This window comes from Phenylobacterium sp. (genome assembly GCF_030698145.1).
In the GTDB taxonomy this organism is placed as follows: Bacteria; Pseudomonadota; Alphaproteobacteria; order Caulobacterales; family Caulobacteraceae; genus Phenylobacterium.
The window spans coordinates 53,968-70,189 of sequence record NZ_JAUYNW010000085.1 but is presented as its reverse complement, the minus strand read 5'-3'; the positions used below and the strand labels follow the sequence as shown (position 1 = coordinate 70,189).

General features: G+C 70.5%; 16 protein-coding genes and 1 pseudogene. 9 read left to right on the top strand and 8 right to left on the bottom strand.

Annotated features, from left to right (window positions below; genetic code table 11):
* Nucleotides 1-21: 21 nt before the first annotated feature.
* The 4 genes and pseudogenes from Q8Q77_RS12760 to Q8Q77_RS20725 all read right to left on the bottom strand — a co-directional run.
* Nucleotides 22-414 (bottom strand): hypothetical protein, encoded by a 393-nt coding sequence (locus tag Q8Q77_RS12760; protein WP_305583958.1) that lies wholly within the window; start codon nt 412-414, stop codon nt 22-24.
* 103 nt (nt 415-517) lie between these two features.
* Nucleotides 518-871 carry a hypothetical protein gene (locus Q8Q77_RS12755; protein WP_305583957.1) on the bottom strand — a complete coding sequence of 118 codons (354 nt, stop codon included), beginning with the start codon at nt 869-871 and terminating at the stop codon, nt 518-520.
* 168 nt (nt 872-1,039) lie between these two features.
* Entirely contained in the window at nt 1,040-1,378 is a 339-nt protein-coding gene (locus Q8Q77_RS12750; protein ID WP_305583956.1) for a hypothetical protein, read from the bottom strand.
* A gap of 178 nt (nt 1,379-1,556) precedes the next feature.
* A pseudogene (locus Q8Q77_RS20725) lies at nt 1,557-1,745 on the bottom strand (response regulator transcription factor); the annotation flags it as partial.
* Between the two features lie 98 nt (nt 1,746-1,843).
* Here Q8Q77_RS20725 and Q8Q77_RS12745 point away from each other — a divergent pair.
* The 3 genes from Q8Q77_RS12745 to Q8Q77_RS12735 are packed head-to-tail and all read left to right on the top strand — an operon-like array spanning nt 1,844 to nt 5,575.
* Nucleotides 1,844-2,233, top strand: coding sequence for a helix-turn-helix domain-containing protein (locus tag Q8Q77_RS12745; RefSeq protein ID WP_305583955.1), 390 nt, complete (start codon nt 1,844-1,846; stop codon nt 2,231-2,233).
* Between the two features lie 47 nt (nt 2,234-2,280).
* On the top strand, nt 2,281-3,807 hold the full coding sequence (locus Q8Q77_RS12740; RefSeq protein WP_305583954.1) for a response regulator: 1,527 nt from the start codon (nt 2,281-2,283) through the stop codon (nt 3,805-3,807).
* A gap of 37 nt (nt 3,808-3,844) precedes the next feature.
* Nucleotides 3,845-5,575 (top strand): MFS transporter, encoded by a 1,731-nt coding sequence (locus Q8Q77_RS12735; protein ID WP_305583953.1) that lies wholly within the window; start codon nt 3,845-3,847, stop codon nt 5,573-5,575.
* A 264-nt stretch (nt 5,576-5,839) separates the two neighbouring features.
* Here Q8Q77_RS12735 and Q8Q77_RS12730 read toward each other — a convergent pair whose 3' ends face one another.
* The 3 genes from Q8Q77_RS12730 to rlmN form a co-directional block, all read right to left on the bottom strand.
* Nucleotides 5,840-6,670 carry a serine protease gene (locus Q8Q77_RS12730; protein ID WP_305583952.1) on the bottom strand — a complete coding sequence of 277 codons (831 nt, stop codon included), beginning with the start codon at nt 6,668-6,670 and terminating at the stop codon, nt 5,840-5,842.
* A 7-nt stretch (nt 6,671-6,677) separates the two neighbouring features.
* Nucleotides 6,678-7,106: a DUF350 domain-containing protein gene (locus Q8Q77_RS12725; protein WP_305583951.1), complete on the bottom strand. Its 429-nt coding sequence runs from the start codon at nt 7,104-7,106 to the stop codon at nt 6,678-6,680.
* Nucleotides 7,107-7,205: 99 nt separating this feature from the next.
* Nucleotides 7,206-8,369, bottom strand: a complete 1,164-nt coding sequence (gene rlmN / locus Q8Q77_RS12720; RefSeq protein ID WP_305583950.1) for a 23S rRNA (adenine(2503)-C(2))-methyltransferase RlmN — start codon at nt 8,367-8,369, stop codon at nt 7,206-7,208.
* Between the two features lie 177 nt (nt 8,370-8,546).
* Here rlmN and Q8Q77_RS12715 point away from each other — a divergent pair, with 177 nt between their 5' ends.
* The 4 genes from Q8Q77_RS12715 (at nt 8,547) to Q8Q77_RS12700 (ending at nt 12,048) form a co-directional block, all read left to right on the top strand.
* Nucleotides 8,547-9,551 carry an NADPH:quinone oxidoreductase family protein gene (locus Q8Q77_RS12715; protein ID WP_305583949.1) on the top strand — a complete coding sequence of 335 codons (1,005 nt, stop codon included), beginning with the start codon at nt 8,547-8,549 and terminating at the stop codon, nt 9,549-9,551.
* A gap of 247 nt (nt 9,552-9,798) precedes the next feature.
* Complete coding sequence (locus Q8Q77_RS12710; RefSeq protein WP_305583948.1) at nt 9,799-10,650, top strand: SDR family NAD(P)-dependent oxidoreductase; 852 nt, start codon at nt 9,799-9,801, stop codon at nt 10,648-10,650.
* Nucleotides 10,647-11,135 (top strand): 2OG-Fe(II) oxygenase family protein, encoded by a 489-nt coding sequence (locus tag Q8Q77_RS12705; RefSeq protein ID WP_305583947.1) that lies wholly within the window; start codon nt 10,647-10,649, stop codon nt 11,133-11,135. The genes Q8Q77_RS12710 and Q8Q77_RS12705 overlap by 4 nt, the downstream gene beginning before the upstream one ends.
* Before the next feature lie 43 nt (nt 11,136-11,178).
* Nucleotides 11,179-12,048 carry a DMT family transporter gene (locus Q8Q77_RS12700; protein WP_305583976.1) on the top strand — a complete coding sequence of 290 codons (870 nt, stop codon included), beginning with the start codon at nt 11,179-11,181 and terminating at the stop codon, nt 12,046-12,048.
* Here Q8Q77_RS12700 and Q8Q77_RS12695 read toward each other — a convergent pair.
* Nucleotides 12,045-12,473 (bottom strand): YkvA family protein, encoded by a 429-nt coding sequence (locus Q8Q77_RS12695; protein ID WP_305583946.1) that lies wholly within the window; start codon nt 12,471-12,473, stop codon nt 12,045-12,047. The genes Q8Q77_RS12700 and Q8Q77_RS12695 overlap by 4 nt on opposite strands.
* 51 nt (nt 12,474-12,524) lie before the next feature.
* On the opposite strand from Q8Q77_RS12695, the gene Q8Q77_RS12690 reads away from it, so the two are divergent.
* Together Q8Q77_RS12690 and Q8Q77_RS12685 are read left to right on the top strand one after the other, a co-directional pair.
* Nucleotides 12,525-13,304 carry an SDR family NAD(P)-dependent oxidoreductase gene (locus Q8Q77_RS12690; protein WP_305583945.1) on the top strand — a complete coding sequence of 260 codons (780 nt, stop codon included), beginning with the start codon at nt 12,525-12,527 and terminating at the stop codon, nt 13,302-13,304.
* A gap of 118 nt (nt 13,305-13,422) precedes the next feature.
* Nucleotides 13,423-16,122, top strand: a complete 2,700-nt coding sequence (locus tag Q8Q77_RS12685; protein ID WP_305583944.1) for a PAS domain-containing protein — start codon at nt 13,423-13,425, stop codon at nt 16,120-16,122.
* Nucleotides 16,123-16,222 lie beyond the last annotated feature (100 nt).

Genomic DNA, 16,222 nt, shown 5'->3' with positions numbered 1-16,222 from the left:
GGAGGCTTTGGGCGCGGCCGCTCAGTCGGAAGGCGGGTCGGCCAGCGTTCGGCGCCATTCAAGCCAAACCCCGACGCCCAGGGAAGCGATCACGAGGTAGCTCCAGATGACCAGGCCCTGCCGATAGGGCATCGGCGTCACGCTGGGATCGACCAGGATGGCGAGATGGATGATCACCGCCAGGAGCTGGAACGCGCTGGCGAACAGCAGCCAGGTTCGATCGGTGGTCAGGGCCAGCCAGGCCAGCACCATGAGCAGGGCCAGATCGACGGCGAAGACGCCCCATTGGGGGTCGAACCAGTTGCGGGAGTTCTGCGCCAGCGGCGTGAGCGCCCAGGCCAGGATGCAGGCGCCGGCTGCGATCCATTCGGGACGCCGGCCGCGCCAGAACGCAAAGCCGCAGACTAGGGCCATGACGATCAGCCAGACTTGCTGCGGGAGGTTCTGGAAATACAAAAATGGGACCCCTGGTCGCCAAGGGTCCCATTCTTGCCAGACGCCGAACCGGGCGGAAAGCTCAGGCTGCGGTTTGGCTGACGGCGCGCAGCTTGCGGCCGGCCGAGAGAGCGGGCGGCTTCTCCGCGCCGTCGCCGAACATCACCGCGCCCAGGCCGATCTGTGTCTTGGCGAGGTCCAGCTCCTTGTGGGTCTCGACGATGGCGCGGCGGGCGCTGGCGAGGGCGGCGATCGCCTCGCTGGCGCGCTCCACCGCGTCCTGGCCGATGAGCGCCGACAAACCGGCGTCGGCGCGGAGGCTGGGCATGACGCCCGCCAGGCGCGCGGTCTTGGCGAGCGCGAGGTCGATGGCGGCTTCGGCCTCGAACAGGCTGGCGGCCACTTGATCGGCGATCAGACGACGTTGCTTGAGCATGAGTTCTCTCCTGCGCGCCGGAAGCCCCCCGGAGCGTTGATTGAAGTTCGGAATGTCGGTGGATTCAGATCAGGTTCTGGAGGGCGTGGAGGCCTGCCAGCAACGCTCCGAACGCAAGCGCCGAAACGATGGCGATCAGGCCGACCAGGCCCAGGCGTGTCGCGGGGCCTAGGTCATTTCGACCGATCCCTCCCCCGACCCGGGCTGGAAGCTCTCGTCCAAGAGCGCCCAGCTGAGACAGAGGATCTCCCGAAGGACCATTTCGGGCGGCTTGAAGCGCGCCATCTTGCGCGTGGCCGAGACCAGCTCCCTGGCCATGGCCTGCTTGGCCGGGGTGTCCACCAGATCGGCCAGCTGCCGTTCCAGCTGGGTCCAGGAGAAGGCCGGCGCCATCGGCTGCTCGGTCCTCGGCTCGGGCCAGCGGCGCTCGAAGGCTGCCACCTCCTGCCGCAGCCGCAACACCCGGCTGACCGCCGCGCGCTCGCCGCTCCGATCCGGGTCCGCCATCAGCGGCGTCCTTAAGGCCCTCACGTCGGCCAGCTCTCGCAACCACTCGCCCATATGCCGCATCTCCCTGTTCGGGATCATGGAGCGTCAGGGCGGGGTCGATGTCTGTCCTGATCGGATCGTGTCCCGATCCGGTAGGGACAGCCGCGTCATGGTCGGCGAGCGCGCGCGCGGCGCTGTAGCGGTCGCTCACCCCCAGTTTTCGGCGGGCGCGATCGCAATAGGTGTCCACCGAGGTCTTGGACATGCCAAGCTCGCGGGCGATCTGCTTGGAGCTGAGATGGCGATCCACCAGCCGCAAGCAATCGCGCTCGCGCGGGGTAAGCCGCTCGAGAAGAATATCGATCGTCTCTTGCTGCGCGCGCATAAGGTGAACAGGTTAGACACTCGCTCGCGAACGAGTCTACTCGCTACGGTTAGGCTCGCACCGCGCAAATGGCCGCAAGCCGGCTCAGGAGGCACAGCATGGCCCTCGACGAGGCTATAGGCCCCGATCCCGTCGACATCGCCATCGGCGCGCGGCTGCGTCTGCGCCGAAAATCCCTGGGCATAAGCCAAGGCGCCCTGGCCGAGCGAATCGGCGTCTCCTTCCAGCAGGTGCAGAAGTACGAGCGCGGCGCCAACCGCGTCTCGGGCTCGACCCTGGTGGCGGTGGCCGCGGCCCTGGACACCACGGTCGGCTGGCTGGTGGGCGAGGAGGGCGCGATCTCCGACGCCGCCGACGACATCGTCCAGTCCCTGGCCATATCGGGCGCCGTCGAGCTGCTGGAAGCCTATTCGGATATCCCGAAGGCCTCGGCGCGGGCGGCCCTCGTGGCCCTGGCCCGGGAGATGGCCGAGCGCCACGGCGCCTGATCTGGGCTTGACCCTCCATTAAGCGCCGGCCCGTTAGGGTTGACGCCATGGCCAGAAAGACCCCGACCCGCGCCGCCAACGTCAGCGCCGAGCAGCTCGCCTCCCTGAGCCACGAATTCCGCACGCCGCTGAACGGTGTCCTGGGGATGGCCCGCCTGCTGGAGGGCACCCGCCTGACCCAGGAGCAGCGCGCCTATGTGGCGGCCCTGCGCGACTCCGGTGAGCACCTGCTGGGCCTGGTCAACGACGTGCTGGATTTCGCCCGCCTGGGCGCTGACAAGATCGAGCTTCAGCCCTCGACCTTCGAGGTCGAGGGCCTGTTGCGCTCCGTGTGCGAACTGATGTCGCCCCGGGCCCGCGAAAAGGGCCTGGAGATCGCCTGGGCCGCGCCCGCCGGCATTGGCCAGACCTTCGCCGACGAGGGCCGGCTGCGCCAGATCCTGCTGAACTTCGCGGGCAATGCAGTGAAGTTCACGACCCAGGGCGGCGTGCTGGTCACGGTGGTGGAGACCGAGAGCGGCCTGCGCTTCACCGTCGCCGACACCGGTCCCGGCGTCACCGAGGCCGCCCGCGACAAGATCTTCGAGGCCTTCGAGATGGCCGACCCGTCGCACGACCTGCAGCTGGGCGGGGCGGGGCTGGGCCTGGCCATCGCGCGCAAGCTGGCCGGCGCCATGCAGGGCGCGGTCGGGCTGGAGACCGCGACCTCCGGCGGCGCGGCCTTCTGGTTCGAGGCGGCCTTCGAGCGCCTGCCCGCCACGCCCGAGTTCGCCCTGCGCGACCGGGCCGTGGCCGTGGCCAGCGCCAATCCCGTCCTGGCCGAATCCGCGCGCCGCCAGATCGAGGCGGGCGGCGGGGCCCCGGTGACCGCCGCCAGCGTGGCCGCCCTGGTCGCCGCAGCCGGACCCTCCGACATCATGCTGCTGGACCACGCCCTGGCGGCGACCGGCAAGACCCTGCCCCTGCCCGGCGGGCGCACCGCCATCGTGCTGCTGGCCCCGGAAGAGCGCGGCCTGATCGACCGCTACCGCGCCGCCGGCTTCGCGGGCTACCTGATCAAGCCGCTGCGCCGCGGTTCGCTCGCCGAGCGGGTCCTGGCCGCCGCCGGCCTGCGTTCGGGCGTGGCCCGCGCCGAGGCCCCCGAGGACGACCGGGTCGCCCCGGCCGCCGCCCCCGGCGCCCGGGTGCTGCTGGTGGAGGACAACCCCATCAACGCCCTGCTGGCCCGCACCCTGCTGGCCCGCGAGGGCTGCGCCGTCGACCAGGCCGGCGGCGGCGAGGAGGCCCTGGCCGCGCTGGCGGTCGGCGACTACGACCTGATCCTGATGGACATGCGCATGCCCGGCATGTCCGGCCTGCAGACCACCGAGCGGGCCCGTATCCTGGGGGTGAAGACCCCGGTGGTGGCGCTCACCGCCAACGCCTTCGAAGAGGACCGCCACGCCTGCCTGGCGGCCGGCATGGATGACTTCCTGGTCAAGCCGCTGTCGCCGGACGCCCTGCGCGGCGCCCTGGCCAAGTGGACCGGGCGCGGCGACTGGACGGGAAAAGCGGAGCGGGCCAAGGTCAGCTGACGGCGGGGGCGGCCCCGCGCGCCGGGAAGGCCTGTCCATGACCACCGAAAGTCCCGCCGCTCCGGCGCCCAAGCGCGGCGCACTGCAGGCCCTGGCCGTCTATCTGGAGCGCCGCTCCCTGGTGATGCTGGCCCTGGGCTTCGCCTCGGGCCTGCCCAATCTGCTGATCTTCGACACCCTGTCGGCGTGGATGCGCGACGCCGGCCTGACGCTCGAGACCATCGCCTTCCTCAGCCTGGCGACCCTGGCCTATTCCTTCAAGTTCCTGTGGGCGCCGCTGATCGACCGCACCAAGGTCCCGGGCTTGACCATGTGGCTGGGTCATCGCCGCTCCTGGATGCTGGTGGCCCAGGCGGCGATCATGATCGGCCTGTGGCTGATGGCGGGAGGCGATCCCGCGACCAATCTGGGCCTAATCGCCCTCTTCGCCGTCATCGTCGGCTTCGCCGGCGCGACCCAGGACATCGTCATCGACGCCTGGCGGATCGAGGCCGCGGGCCAGGAGAAGCAGGGCGTCATGGCGGCGTCCTACCAATGGGGCTGGCGCCTCGCCAACGTGGCCGCCGGCGCCGCGGCCCTGGCCTTGGCCGAGCTGATCTCCTGGAACATCAGCTACGCCATCATGGCCCTGCTGATGCTGATCGGCGTCGCCGGTGTCCTGGGGGCGCCGCGGGAGGCCCAGCACGAGATCCGCCCGATCCACGCCGAGGACATCCCCTCGCGCCCGGCCTTCGAGATCCCCGAATGGTTCGCCCGCCTGGCGGTGCTGGTGTTCGGCGCCCTGGTGCTGGGCTCGGGGCTCTCCGGCAATGTGGCGATCCTCACCGACGCCATGGCGCGGATGGGCCAGACCGGGGCCGCCGACGCCTTCAAGGCCGCTTGGGAGGCCAAGCCCTGGGGCGTCTTCGCCCAGATCGCCGGGGTGCTGGCGGGCGGTGGGATCATCTTCCTGGCCGCCTGTCCCGTACCCGGAATCCAGACCCGGCCCGGGCGCTACCTGGGCGTGGCCCTGGGCGAGCCGTTCCGCGAGTTCTTCACCCGGTTCGGCGGCCTGGCGACCCTGATCCTGGCCACCATCTGCCTCTACCGGCTGTCGGACTTCGTGCTCAACATCATGAACCCGTTCTACCAGGACCTAGGCTTCACCAAGATCCAGATCGCCGAGATCCGCAAGGTGTTCGGCATCCCCATGACCATGCTGGGGGTGGGCCTGGGCGGCTTCGCGGTGGTGCGGCTGGGCCTGCTGCGGGCCCTGGTGGTCGGCGCCTTCGCCGGCCCCCTGAGCAACCTGATCTTCGCCTGGCTGGCCACCCAAGGCGCCTCGATGAGCGCGCTGACCGTGGCCATCGGGGTGGACAATATCGCCGGCGGTTTCTCGGGCACCTGCCTGATCGCCTACATGTCGAGCCTGACCTCGGCGGGCTTCACCGCCACCCAGTACGCCCTCTTCTCCTCGCTCTATTCCTTGCCGGGCAAGCTGGTGGCCTCGCAGTCGGGACGGATCGTCGAGGGCTCGGCCGCCGCGGCCGACGCCGGCGGCGTCTTCGCCGCCCTCAAGGGCCTGTTCGCCGCCACCCCGCCGGAGGCCTACGCCCTGGCCGCCGCCAAGTCGGGGGTCACCGCCCAGGCCCTGGGCGCGGGCTACGTGGTGTTCTTCCTCTATTCGGCCCTGATCGGCGTGGTCGGCGTGGTCCTGGCCTTCCTGGTCGCGGCCAGGACGCCGAAGCAGGAGAGCGCGGACGAGGCCGCGGCCGAGCCGGCCATCTAGCAAGCGCAAGATGCTCCCCTCCTGGGGGAGCTCCCGGCCGCATGGCCGGGTGAGGGGGACTTTGACTCCTGTGGGCTGCAACCCCCTCCGTCACGTCGCCGAAGAAGGCGACGCGCCACCGTGATGAGCGCCGGCTCGCGCTTGCGGGCCGGATGCGATCGACAACGATTTGTCGATCGCCGCGAAGAACGCCCTTCGCCTCGCGAAGGGCGGGGCCCCAAACCGCGCTGCGCGCTGGGGGAGGATCTGGGAGTCCGGAGTCCCCTACGTCTTCAGGCAGATCACCTGGGCCACCCGCAGGTCGCGGCGCAGGGTGTCGGCCACGCGACCGTAGTTGTCGGTGGTGATGGGCTCGCCGATCGCGAAGGTGGCGGCCTTCTGGTTGGTCGCGCTCAGCGCCTCGGTCACCGTCTCGGGCGCGGTGGTGTAGATGCGGCCCCGGCGCGGGGACTCCGCCACCGTCACCCCCACAACCCGGCCCGCGCGGTCGAGCGCCGGCGAGCCCGAGAGCCCGGCCAGCGAGCCCTTGAGGTTGTCCGTTCGGCCGGTCTCGGCCCAGACCAGGACCGATTCCGTGCGCGCGCCGCGCCCGCGCACCACCAGGTTCTCGCGGCCCAGCAGGCGCGAAGTCGCCTCCCCCGGCTGGCCCTGCGGGAAGCCCAGATGATAGGCGCGGTCGCCCCGGCGCAGCGGCTGGTCCAGGCCCATGGGCAGGGGCGGCGCCCCGCCCTCGGTGGTCAGGATGGCGGCCTCGCCACGCGGGTCGATGCGGACGATCGCCTCCACCCCGCGACCCTCGGCGACCACGATGGCGGTCTGGGCGCAGCCGTCGACCACGTGCCGGGCGGTGACCCAGACTCCACGGTCGGCGACCGAGAAGGCGGTGCCTACCCCGGGCTCGGCCCGGTCGGGCACATCGACCACTACGGACGGGTCGAAGGGCGAGGCCGGACCCAGCGGCAGCCCCTCGTCGCTGGCCACCGGCGGCGGCGGCGGCGGGGCGTCGGCGCGTTCCTGGCGGCCCACGGCGGCGATCAGCAGGGCCAGGACCACCGCCAGATAGACCAGCCAGTCGGGCAGGCGGGGAAAATGCACGGGGGTCCTAGCCGGAGACGGCGGCGGCGATGATCACGGCGGTGGCGAGCTTGGCGCCCACCAGCAGGGCGGCGGCGGCCACCTCGCCCTCGTGGATCCGTTGAGGCAGGCCGCGCAGCAGCATGTCCACCAGCCGGAAGACGAGCAGCTGCAGGGCCACGGCCGCGGCGCCCCACAGCGCGATCTCCAGCATGGAGGTGGAGCGCGCCAGGGAGGTGGCCAGCGGTATCGAAAGGCCCAGCAGCACTCCGCCCAGCGACAGGGCGGCCGCCGAGTTGCCGGCCCGGATCAAGGCGATTTCCTTGTGCGGGGTCAGCAGGATGTAGATCGCCGCGGCGGCGACCAGGATCAGCATGGTCACCCCGATATGCATCAGGGTGACGGGGAAACCGGTGGCGAACGCCTGGATTTCCGGGGATTGCAGCTCTGGCGGCATCGGGGCCCGTCAGCGAATGTTAAAGCCGGGGCGAAGGGTTAGCACGCAACGCAACCCTGGCAATGGGCTAGAGCATGACAGCCTGAAGTGGATACCGGTTCAGGCGGCCGGTTGCTCCACAGGCGGCTTGCGCCGAGCGCTGGCGCGGACCTTTTCGCTCTCCGACTTGAGCTGGCCGCAGGCCGCCAGGATGTCGCGGCCGCGCGGCGTGCGGATCGGCGAGGCGTAGCCGGCCTTGTTCAGGATCGCGGCGAACTTCTCGATCGCGCCCCAGCTCGAGCATTCGTAGTCGGTCCCCGGCCAGGGATTGAACGGGATCAGGTTGATCTTGGCCGGCACGCCCTTCAGCAACTTCAGCAGGGCCAGCGCCTCGGCCGGGCTGTCGTTGACGCCCTTCAGCATGACGTATTCAAAGGTCACCCGCCGGGCGTTGGACAGGCCCGGATAGGCGCGGATGCCGGCGATCAGCTGCTCGATCGGATACTTCTTGTTGAGCGGCACCAGCACGTCGCGCAGCTCGTCATTGGTGGCGTGCAGCGAGATGGCCAGCATGGCCTGGGTGCGTTCGCCCAGTTCGTGCAGCTCCGGCACGACGCCCGAGGTCGAGACGGTGATCCGCCGCCGCGAGATGGCGATGCCCTCGCCGTCGGAAATGATGTCGATGGCGTCGGCGACATTGTCCAGATTGTAGAGGGGCTCGCCCATGCCCATGAAGACGATGTTCGAGAGCCGGCGGTCCTCCTTGGGCGAGGGCCATTCGGAAAGGTCGTCGCGGGCGACCTGCACCTGAGCCACGATCTCGGCGGCGGTCAGGTTGCGCACCAGGGCCTGGGTGCCGGTGTGGCAGAAGGTGCAGTTGAGCGTGCAGCCCACCTGGCTGGAGACGCAGAGCGCGCCCGAGCGGCCGACGTCGGGGATGTAGACGGTCTCGACCTCGATCCCCGGCGCCATGCGGATCAGCCACTTGCGGGTGCCGTCCTTGGACACCTGGCGCTCGACGATCTCGGGGCGGGTGAGGGAAAAGGCCTCGTCCAGCGCCGCGCGGGTTTCCTTGGCCACGTCGGTCATCATGGCGAAGTCGGTGGCGCCATAGTGGTGGATCCAGCGCCAGAGCTGGGTCGCCCGCATCTTGGCCTTCTCAGGCTTCACCACTTCGGCGGCGACCAGCGCCTCGGCCAGCCGCTTACGGGTCAGGCCCGAAAGGTTCGGCTTCACGGCGCTGGGCGCGGAGGGTCCGCGCGAAAGATCAAGGGTGACGCCCAAGGGAAACTCGCTGTCTGGAAGCCGGCCAATATAGGCGAAGGCGCGCCTTCCACCAAATGAACGGCCCGCGGCCTCCCCGCACGGCGGCAAATCAAACAAATGTTCGTCTGACCCTTCCGCGCCCCGCGCCCCTGCGCTAGCGTCCGCCGCAAATTCAGAATGACGCGGGAGACGACGATGAAAGCGGTGCTCAGCAAGGTTACGGGCGGACCCGAGACCCTGGTCTATGAGGACATCCCCGCGCCGGAGGCCCCCAAGCCCGGCTATGCGACCATCGACGTCAAGGCCGTGGGGATCAACTTCCCCGACGTGCTGATGATCGAGGACAAGTACCAGGCCAAGCCGCCGCGCCCCTTCGCGCCGGGCGGCGAGCTTTCCGGCGTCATCACCGCCATCGGCGAGGGCGTGACCAATGTGAAGGTCGGCGACCGGGTCCTGGCCCAGATCGGGTCGGGCGGCATGGTCGAGCAGGTGAGCGCGCCCGCCGGGCGGCTGACCAAGATCCCCGACGCCATGCCCTATGACATCGCCGCGGCCTTCATCCTGACCTATGGCACCAGCTATCACGCGCTCAAGGATCGCGGCCATCTGAAGGCCGGCGAGACCCTGCTGGTGCTGGGCGCGGCCGGCGGCGTCGGCCTCTCGGCCGTGGAGCTGGGCAAGGCCATGGGGGCCCGCGTCGTGGCCGCCTGCTCCACCCAGGAGAAGGTCGATCTGGCCATCAAGCACGGCGCCGACGCCGGCGTGGTCTATGGCCGCGGACCCTTCGACAAGGACGGCCAGAAGGCGTTAGGCGCCCTCTTCAAGGAAGCCGGCGGCGCCGACGGCTTCGACGCTATCTATGACGCGGTGGGCGGCGACTACGCCGAGCCCGCCCTGCGCTCCATCGCCTGGGAAGGCCGCTACCTGGTGATCGGCTTCGCCGCCGGCGACATTCCGCGCATCCCGCTGAACCTCGCCCTGCTGAAGGGCTGCGACATCGTCGGCGTGTTCTGGGGCAATTGGACGGCGCGCAATCCGGCCCTCTTCCAGCAGAGCATCGAGGAGCTGCTGGAGCTCTACGCCCAGGGCAAGATCAAGCCCTATGTCTCCGAGAGCTTCCCGCTCGCCAAGGGCGCCGACGCCATCGCCCATCTCGGCAGCCGCAAGGCCATGGGCAAGGTCGTCGTCACGATCGACTGAGGTTCCCAGATCCTCCCCCAGCGCGCAGCGCGGTTGGGGGAGGTGGATCGTCGCCCCTTGGCGACGAGACGGAGGGGGTTTCATCCACGGCGGGACGAGTCAAAGTCCCCCTCAGTCGGCCATTCGGCCGACAGCTCCCCCTGCGGGGGAGCATCTATGGTCTGCGCCAAGGCCCGAACAGCGCCTTGCTCTCGACGCCGCGCCAAAGCCGCTCTAGTTATCGCTGATCATATAACGGGAGCGAAGCATGGCGGGGCGGCTGGACGGCAAGGTGGCGGTGATCACCGGCGGGGTGTCGGGGATCGGGCTGGGAAGCGTCGAGCTGTTCGTGGCCGAGGGCGCGCGGGTCGTGGCCGCCGACATCCAGGACGAAAAGGGCGCCATGCTGGAGAAGCGCTTCCCCGGCAAGGTCGCCTACGCCCATTGCGACGTCACCGACGAGGCTCAGATCGAGGCCGCGCTCGCCAAGGCCAAGACCGAGTTCGGCGGACTGGACATCCTGTTCAACAACGCCGGCATCTCCGACCGGATGAGCTCGCTGCCCGAGGTCACCGCCGAGGGCTGGAGCTGGATCTTCGACGTCCTGGTGCGCGGCCCCGCGCTCGGCATGAAGCACGCCGTGCCCCTGATGTTGGCGCGGGGCGGCGGCTCGATCATCAACACCGCCTCGATCGCCGGCCTGCAGGCCGGCTGGGGGCCGATCGCCTATTCCACCGCCAAGGCCGGGGTGATCCATATGAGCCGGGTGGCCGCGGCCCAGCTCTCGCCGCAGAAGATCCGGGTCAACGCCATCTGCCCGGGCCTGATCGCCACCTCGATCTTCGGCGCCTCGCTCGGCCTGCCGCGCGAGGTCGCCGACCAGATGGCCGCCCGCGTCGCCGAGGGCGCCGCCAAGGTCCAGCCGGTGCCCAAGGCCGGCATGCCCGAGGATATCGCCCAGGCCGCGCTCTACCTCGCCTCCGACGCCTCGGCCTTCGTCTCGGGCACGCACATCGTGGTCGACGGCGGCATCACCGTGGGCAGCCGCCATGCCTGGGACCAAAGCGCCGGCTCGCCGTTCGCCGCGATGTTCGGCGACATGATGCCCGAACCGTCTTGAGCGGCCCGGCCTCCGGCTTGAAACTCGGCGCGGGGCTCGACCCCGGCAAGCTGGCGGCGGCCTTCGCGCGCTTCGGGCGCCTGCACCTGCCCGGCGTCCTGCCGCTCGCCCAGGCCCGGGCCGAGAGCACGGCGCTGGCGACCGCCACCCCCTGGCACAAGTCCATGCACATCGGCGGCAAGGGCTACGACTTCGCCCTGGAGACCCGCTATCGGGCCGGCGACTTCCTCGCCGCCCACGACGACGGGGTCGAGGGCAAGAACCGGCTCTACGCCTATGTGCTGAACTTCACCCCGGCCTGGCGCACCGACCGGGGCGGACTGCTGGCCTTCCACGACGCCGACGGCCATGTGGCCGAGGCCTATGTCCCCACCTTCAATGCGCTGAACATCTTCCGTGTGCCCCAGCTCCACGCCGTGACCCAGGTGGCGAGCTACGCGGCCGGCGAGCGGCTGTCGGTCACCGGGTGGATCCGTGAGCGCTGAGCCCCGCGCCGCCCTGACGCCGAACGTCCACGGGGCGCTATGGATGGTGGGCTCGGCGCTCGCCTTCACCGGCATGACCACGCTGATCAAGTTCCTGGGCGATGACTATCCGGCCGCGCTGCAGACCTTCTACCGCCAACTCGCGGGCTTCATCGTCCTGCTGCCGATCATCCTCAGCCGCGGCCGCGCGGCCTTCGCCACCACCCGGCCCGGCATCCTGCTGTTCCGCTCGGCGGCCGGGACGGTGGGGATGATCCTCTCCTTCTACGCCTTCCAGAAGATGCCGCTCGCCGACGCCAATGCGCTCTCCTTCACCCGCACCCTGTGGCTGGTGCCGCTGGCCGCCCTGGTGGTGCGCGAGACCGTCGGGCCCCTGCGCATCGGCGCGGCGGTGGTCGGCTTCCTGGGCGTCCTGATCATGCTGCGGCCCGGCGTCGACGGACCCTTCGCCATCGGCCTGCCGGCCCTGGCCATGCTGGCCTCGTCCTTCCTGTTCGCGCTCACCATCACCGGCATGAAGGTGATGACCCGCGACCACTCCCCGACCGTCCTGCTGGTCTGGGCCGCGACGCTGGGCCTGGTCATGGGTATTCCCGGCGCGATCCTCACCTGGCGCTGGCCCGAGCCCTTCGACCTGGTCCTGCTAGGCGCCATGGGGGTGCTGGGGACCATCACCCAGGGCTGCTACATCAAGGGCATGTCCATCGGCGACGCCGCGGCCATGGCCCCCATCGACTATATCCGCCTGGTGTTCACGGTGATCGTGGGCTTCGCGTTGTTCAGCGAGATCCCCAGCATCTGGACCGTGGCCGGCGCGGGCCTGGTGGTGGCCTCGACCCTGTTCATCACCTGGCGCGAGCACCAGATCAGCAAGGCCAAGGCCGCGGTGGTCGTCTCGGAAGAACCCCTCTAGTCGTCGTCCCGCTTCATCTGGGCCAGGAGCCCCTGCGCCGCCTCGCGGTGGCGGGGCTTCAGGTTCTTGCCCACCAGGGCCATGAGGGCGGCGAACACCGCCGCGTCATCGGTGAAGCCCACCACCGCCAGCACGTCGGGGATGGCGTCGGCCGGCAGGACGAAATAGGCGAGCGCCGCCATCATCATCGCCTTGGCCGTGCGCGGCGTGGCCGGATCCCTGGCGCAGAACCAGACCGACAGGGCGTCGCCGGCGAACGGGATCTTGGCCGCCGTGCGTCGGATCTTCGGCCAGAAGCCCTTGGCCACGCGCTGTTCGTTGACCTGGATCACCGCCGGCACAAGGGCGCGGGCCGGGTTCAGGGTCTGCTTGGGGTCGAAAGCGGCGCCCTTGACGTTGGGTGACGCTTTTGAGTCTGCGCTCATCGGGCTAAAGCCTCCGACATCAGTTTAGACGAGAACGGGAGCCAAGCGTCCATGAAACTCGATTCCTCCATCGCCGCGGTCGTGACCGGCGGCGCGTCGGGCCTCGGCGAAGCCACCGTGCGCCAACTCGCGGCCCACGGCGTCAAGGTCGCCATCTTCGACATGAACGAAGCCAAGGGCGAAGCGGTCGCAAAAGAAGTGGGCGGCGTCTTCTGCAAGTGCAACGTCACCTCCGACGAAGAGGTCGACGCGGCCTTCGCCAAGGCCCGCGCGGCCCACGGCCAGGAGCGCATCCTGGTCAACTGCGCCGGCACCGGCAACGCCATCAAGACCGCCGGGCGCGACAAGCAGACGGGCGAGACCAAGCACTTCCCGCTCGACGCCTTCAACATGATCATCCAGATCAACCTGGTCGGCACGTTCCGCTGCATCGCCAAGTCGGCCAAGGGCATGCTGGACCTGGAGCCGGTCGACGGCGAGCGCGGCGCGATCGTCAACACCGCCTCGGTGGCGGCCGAGGACGGCCAGATGGGCCAGGCGGCCTATTCGGCCTCCAAGGGCGGCGTGGTCGGCATGACCCTGCCCATCGCCCGCGACCTGGCCGGCGACGGCATCCGGATCAACACCATCCTGCCCGGCATCTTCAACACCCCGCTGATGCAGTTCGCCCCGGAGCCGGTGAAGCAGGGCCTGGCCGCCTCGGTCCCCTTCCCCAAGCGCCTGGGGAACGCCGAGGAATACGCCCAGCTGGCGCTCACCATGATCACCAACGGCTATTTCAACGGCGAGGACGTGCGCCTCGACGGCGCCATCCGCATGGCGCCGCGCTAGGAATTCCAGGCGGACCGGTCCCAGGGGATCGGTCCGCCAACTTTCACGGCGCCGCTTTACCTCCGCTCCGTTTCGGCCTTCGGTAAGGCTGCGGAGTTCGTGGGGGTCTGAGCGCGGCATGATCGGACGTTGGGCGCAACGGTTCGCGACCGCCATCGAGCGCCCGGTCGTGGCCTACGGCGCCGCGCTCGGCGCCGTGGCGCTGGCTGGCGCCCTGCGCGAGGCCGCCGGCCTGGTCCTCGATCCGCCGCCCAACTTCATGATCTTCTACCCGGCGGTGCTGTTCGCCACCCTGGTGGCAGGCCTGCGCGGCGGGCTGTTCGCCACCGTGGCCAGCGCGCTGGCGGTCTGGGCGCTCTGGATGCCCGTTCCGGACTATTCGCAGCTCGTCATGTTCCTGGCCACGGCGTTCGCCACGGTGCTGATCGCCAAGGCCGTCCGCCTGGCCGTCATGCGCGGCGCCGCGGCCGAGGAGCGGTTCCGCATCTTCCAGGAGCACGGCCTGGACGCCTTCGTGATCCTGGAGGCGGTCGTGGAACGCGGCGAGGTGGTCGACTTCACCTGGGTCTACGCCAACCCCGCCGCCGAGAAGATGGCCCCGGAAGGCGTGGTGGGCCTGACCGGCCGCCGGGTCCGCGACGCCTTTCCTGGAGAGACCGGCGCCGAGACGGTCCGCCGCTTCATCGCCGTGATGGCCGACGGCGGGCCCGACGACATCGAGGTGCGGCGGACCATCGACGGCCAGCCGCGGATCCTGCATTCCAGCGCCGTGCGGGCGGAGGGCGGCGTGGCCGTCTCGTTCCGCGACGTGACCGCCCAGCGCGAGGCCGAAGCGGCGGCGACCCGTGGCCGCGACCAGTTCCGCAGCATCGCCAACGCCGCGCCGGTGCTGATCTGGATGAGCGGGGCCGACCAGCGGGCGAGTTGGTTCAACGACAGCTGGCTGGCCTTCACCGGCCGAACCCTGGATCAGGAGCAGGGCCGGGGCTGGCTTGAGGACGTCCATCCCGACGACCGCGAAGGCCTGCTGGCGACCTACGCCAAGCATTTCGCCGGGCGCGAGCCCGGGCGCATGGAGTACCGGATCCGCCGCCACGACGGCCAGTACCGCTGGCTGGACGAGGCCGCCGCCCCGGCCTTCGACGGCCAGGGCGAGTTCCAGGGCTATGTCGGTTCGTGCGTCGACGTGACCGACCGGCGGCTGGCCGAGACCGCGCTCCGCGCGGGCGAGGCCCGCATCCGCGCCCTGGTCGACAGCCTGCCGCAACTGCTGTGGTCCAACCGCGTCGACGGGTTCTGCGACTATCTGAGCCCCCAGTGGACAACCTTCACCGGCGTGCCCGCCGAACAGCACAGGGGCGATGGCTGGCTGCAGGCCGTGCACCCGCAGGACCAGGACACGGTGCAGCAGGCCTGGGCCCAGGCGGTGAAGGGCGGCCTGCCCTTCGACGTGGAGTACCGCATCCGCCGCCACGACGGGGTCTGGCGCTGGTTCAACGGCCGCGCCTCGGCGGTGCGTGAGGACGACGGGACGATCCGCCGCTGGTTCGGCTCCTCCAGCGACATCACCGAGATCGTCGAGGCCCGCTCCGACCTGGAGGCCCGGGTGATCGAACGCACCCGTGAACTGCAGGAGAGCCTGGAGGAGCGCGCCCGCGCCGAGGCCGCCCTCGCCCAGGCCCAGCGCCTGGAGACCGTGGGCCGGCTGACCGGCGGCGTCGCCCACGACTTCAACAACCTGCTGACCGTGGTGATCGGCGGCCTGGACCTGATCCTGCGCCACCCCGACGACACCGCCCGGGTGCGCAGGCTGGCCGAGGCGGCCCTCGCCGCCGGCCGGCGCGGCGAACGCCTGACCCGTCAGCTGCTGGTCTTCTCCCGCCGCCAGGAGCTGAAGCTGGAGGTGGTCGACCTGCACGACCTGATCGAGCAGGTCGAGCCCCTGGTGCGCCGCGCCATCGACGAGGGGGTGGAGCTGACCATCCGCCGCGAACCCGGGGTCGGCATGAGCCGACTCGACCCCGCCCAGTTCGAGGCCGCCCTGTTGAACCTGGTGGTCAACGCCGTCGACGCCACCTCCGGCCGGCCCGGCGCGGCGGTGGAGGTCTCCACGGCCCGGGTCACGCTCTCCGAGGGAGAGGTGGTGGGCGCGAGCCCCGGCGACCACATCAGGTTGAGCGTCGCCGACACCGGCGCGGGCATGACGCCAGAGATCCTCGAGCGCGCGTTCGAGCCCTTCTTCACCACCAAGGAGGTCGGCAAGGGCACGGGCCTGGGCCTCGCCCAGGTCTACGGCTTCGTCAAACAGGCCGGCGGGGCGGTGACCCTGGAGTCCGAGCCTGGCCGCGGCGCGGTCGTGTCGCTCTATCTGCCGGCCGCCGAGCCGGGCGCCCGCTCCGAGCCCGTCGCCGATCCGTTGGTCGAAACGCGCTGGGCGCACGGCGCGCGGGTCCTGCTGGTCGAGGACGACTCCGCCGTGCGCACCGTCACCGAGGACCTGCTGGCCGAGCTCGGCTGCCGGGTGGAGAGCGAGGCCGATGGTCCGGCCGCCCTGGCGCGCCTGGCCGGCGCCGAGCGCTTCGACCTGCTGATCTCCGACATCATCATGCCCGGCGGCATGAGCGGCGCCGACCTCGCCCGCGCCGCCCACGCCCGCCTCCCCGATCTGCCGATCATCCTGACCACCGGCTATGCCGGCGACCGCCTGGACGAAGCCACCGACCCCTCGTCATGGCCCGTGCTGCGCAAGCCCTTCCGCGCCGAGCAGCTGGCCGCGGCCGTGCGCGACGCCCTGGGCGGGGTGAAGACGCGGGTTTAGGTCCCCAGATCCTCGCCTTCTGGGGGAGGTGGCGCGGCGCCCTCTTTGGCGACGTCGCGGAGGGGGCTCGGGCCCACAAGCAAGAGTCAAAGACCCCCTC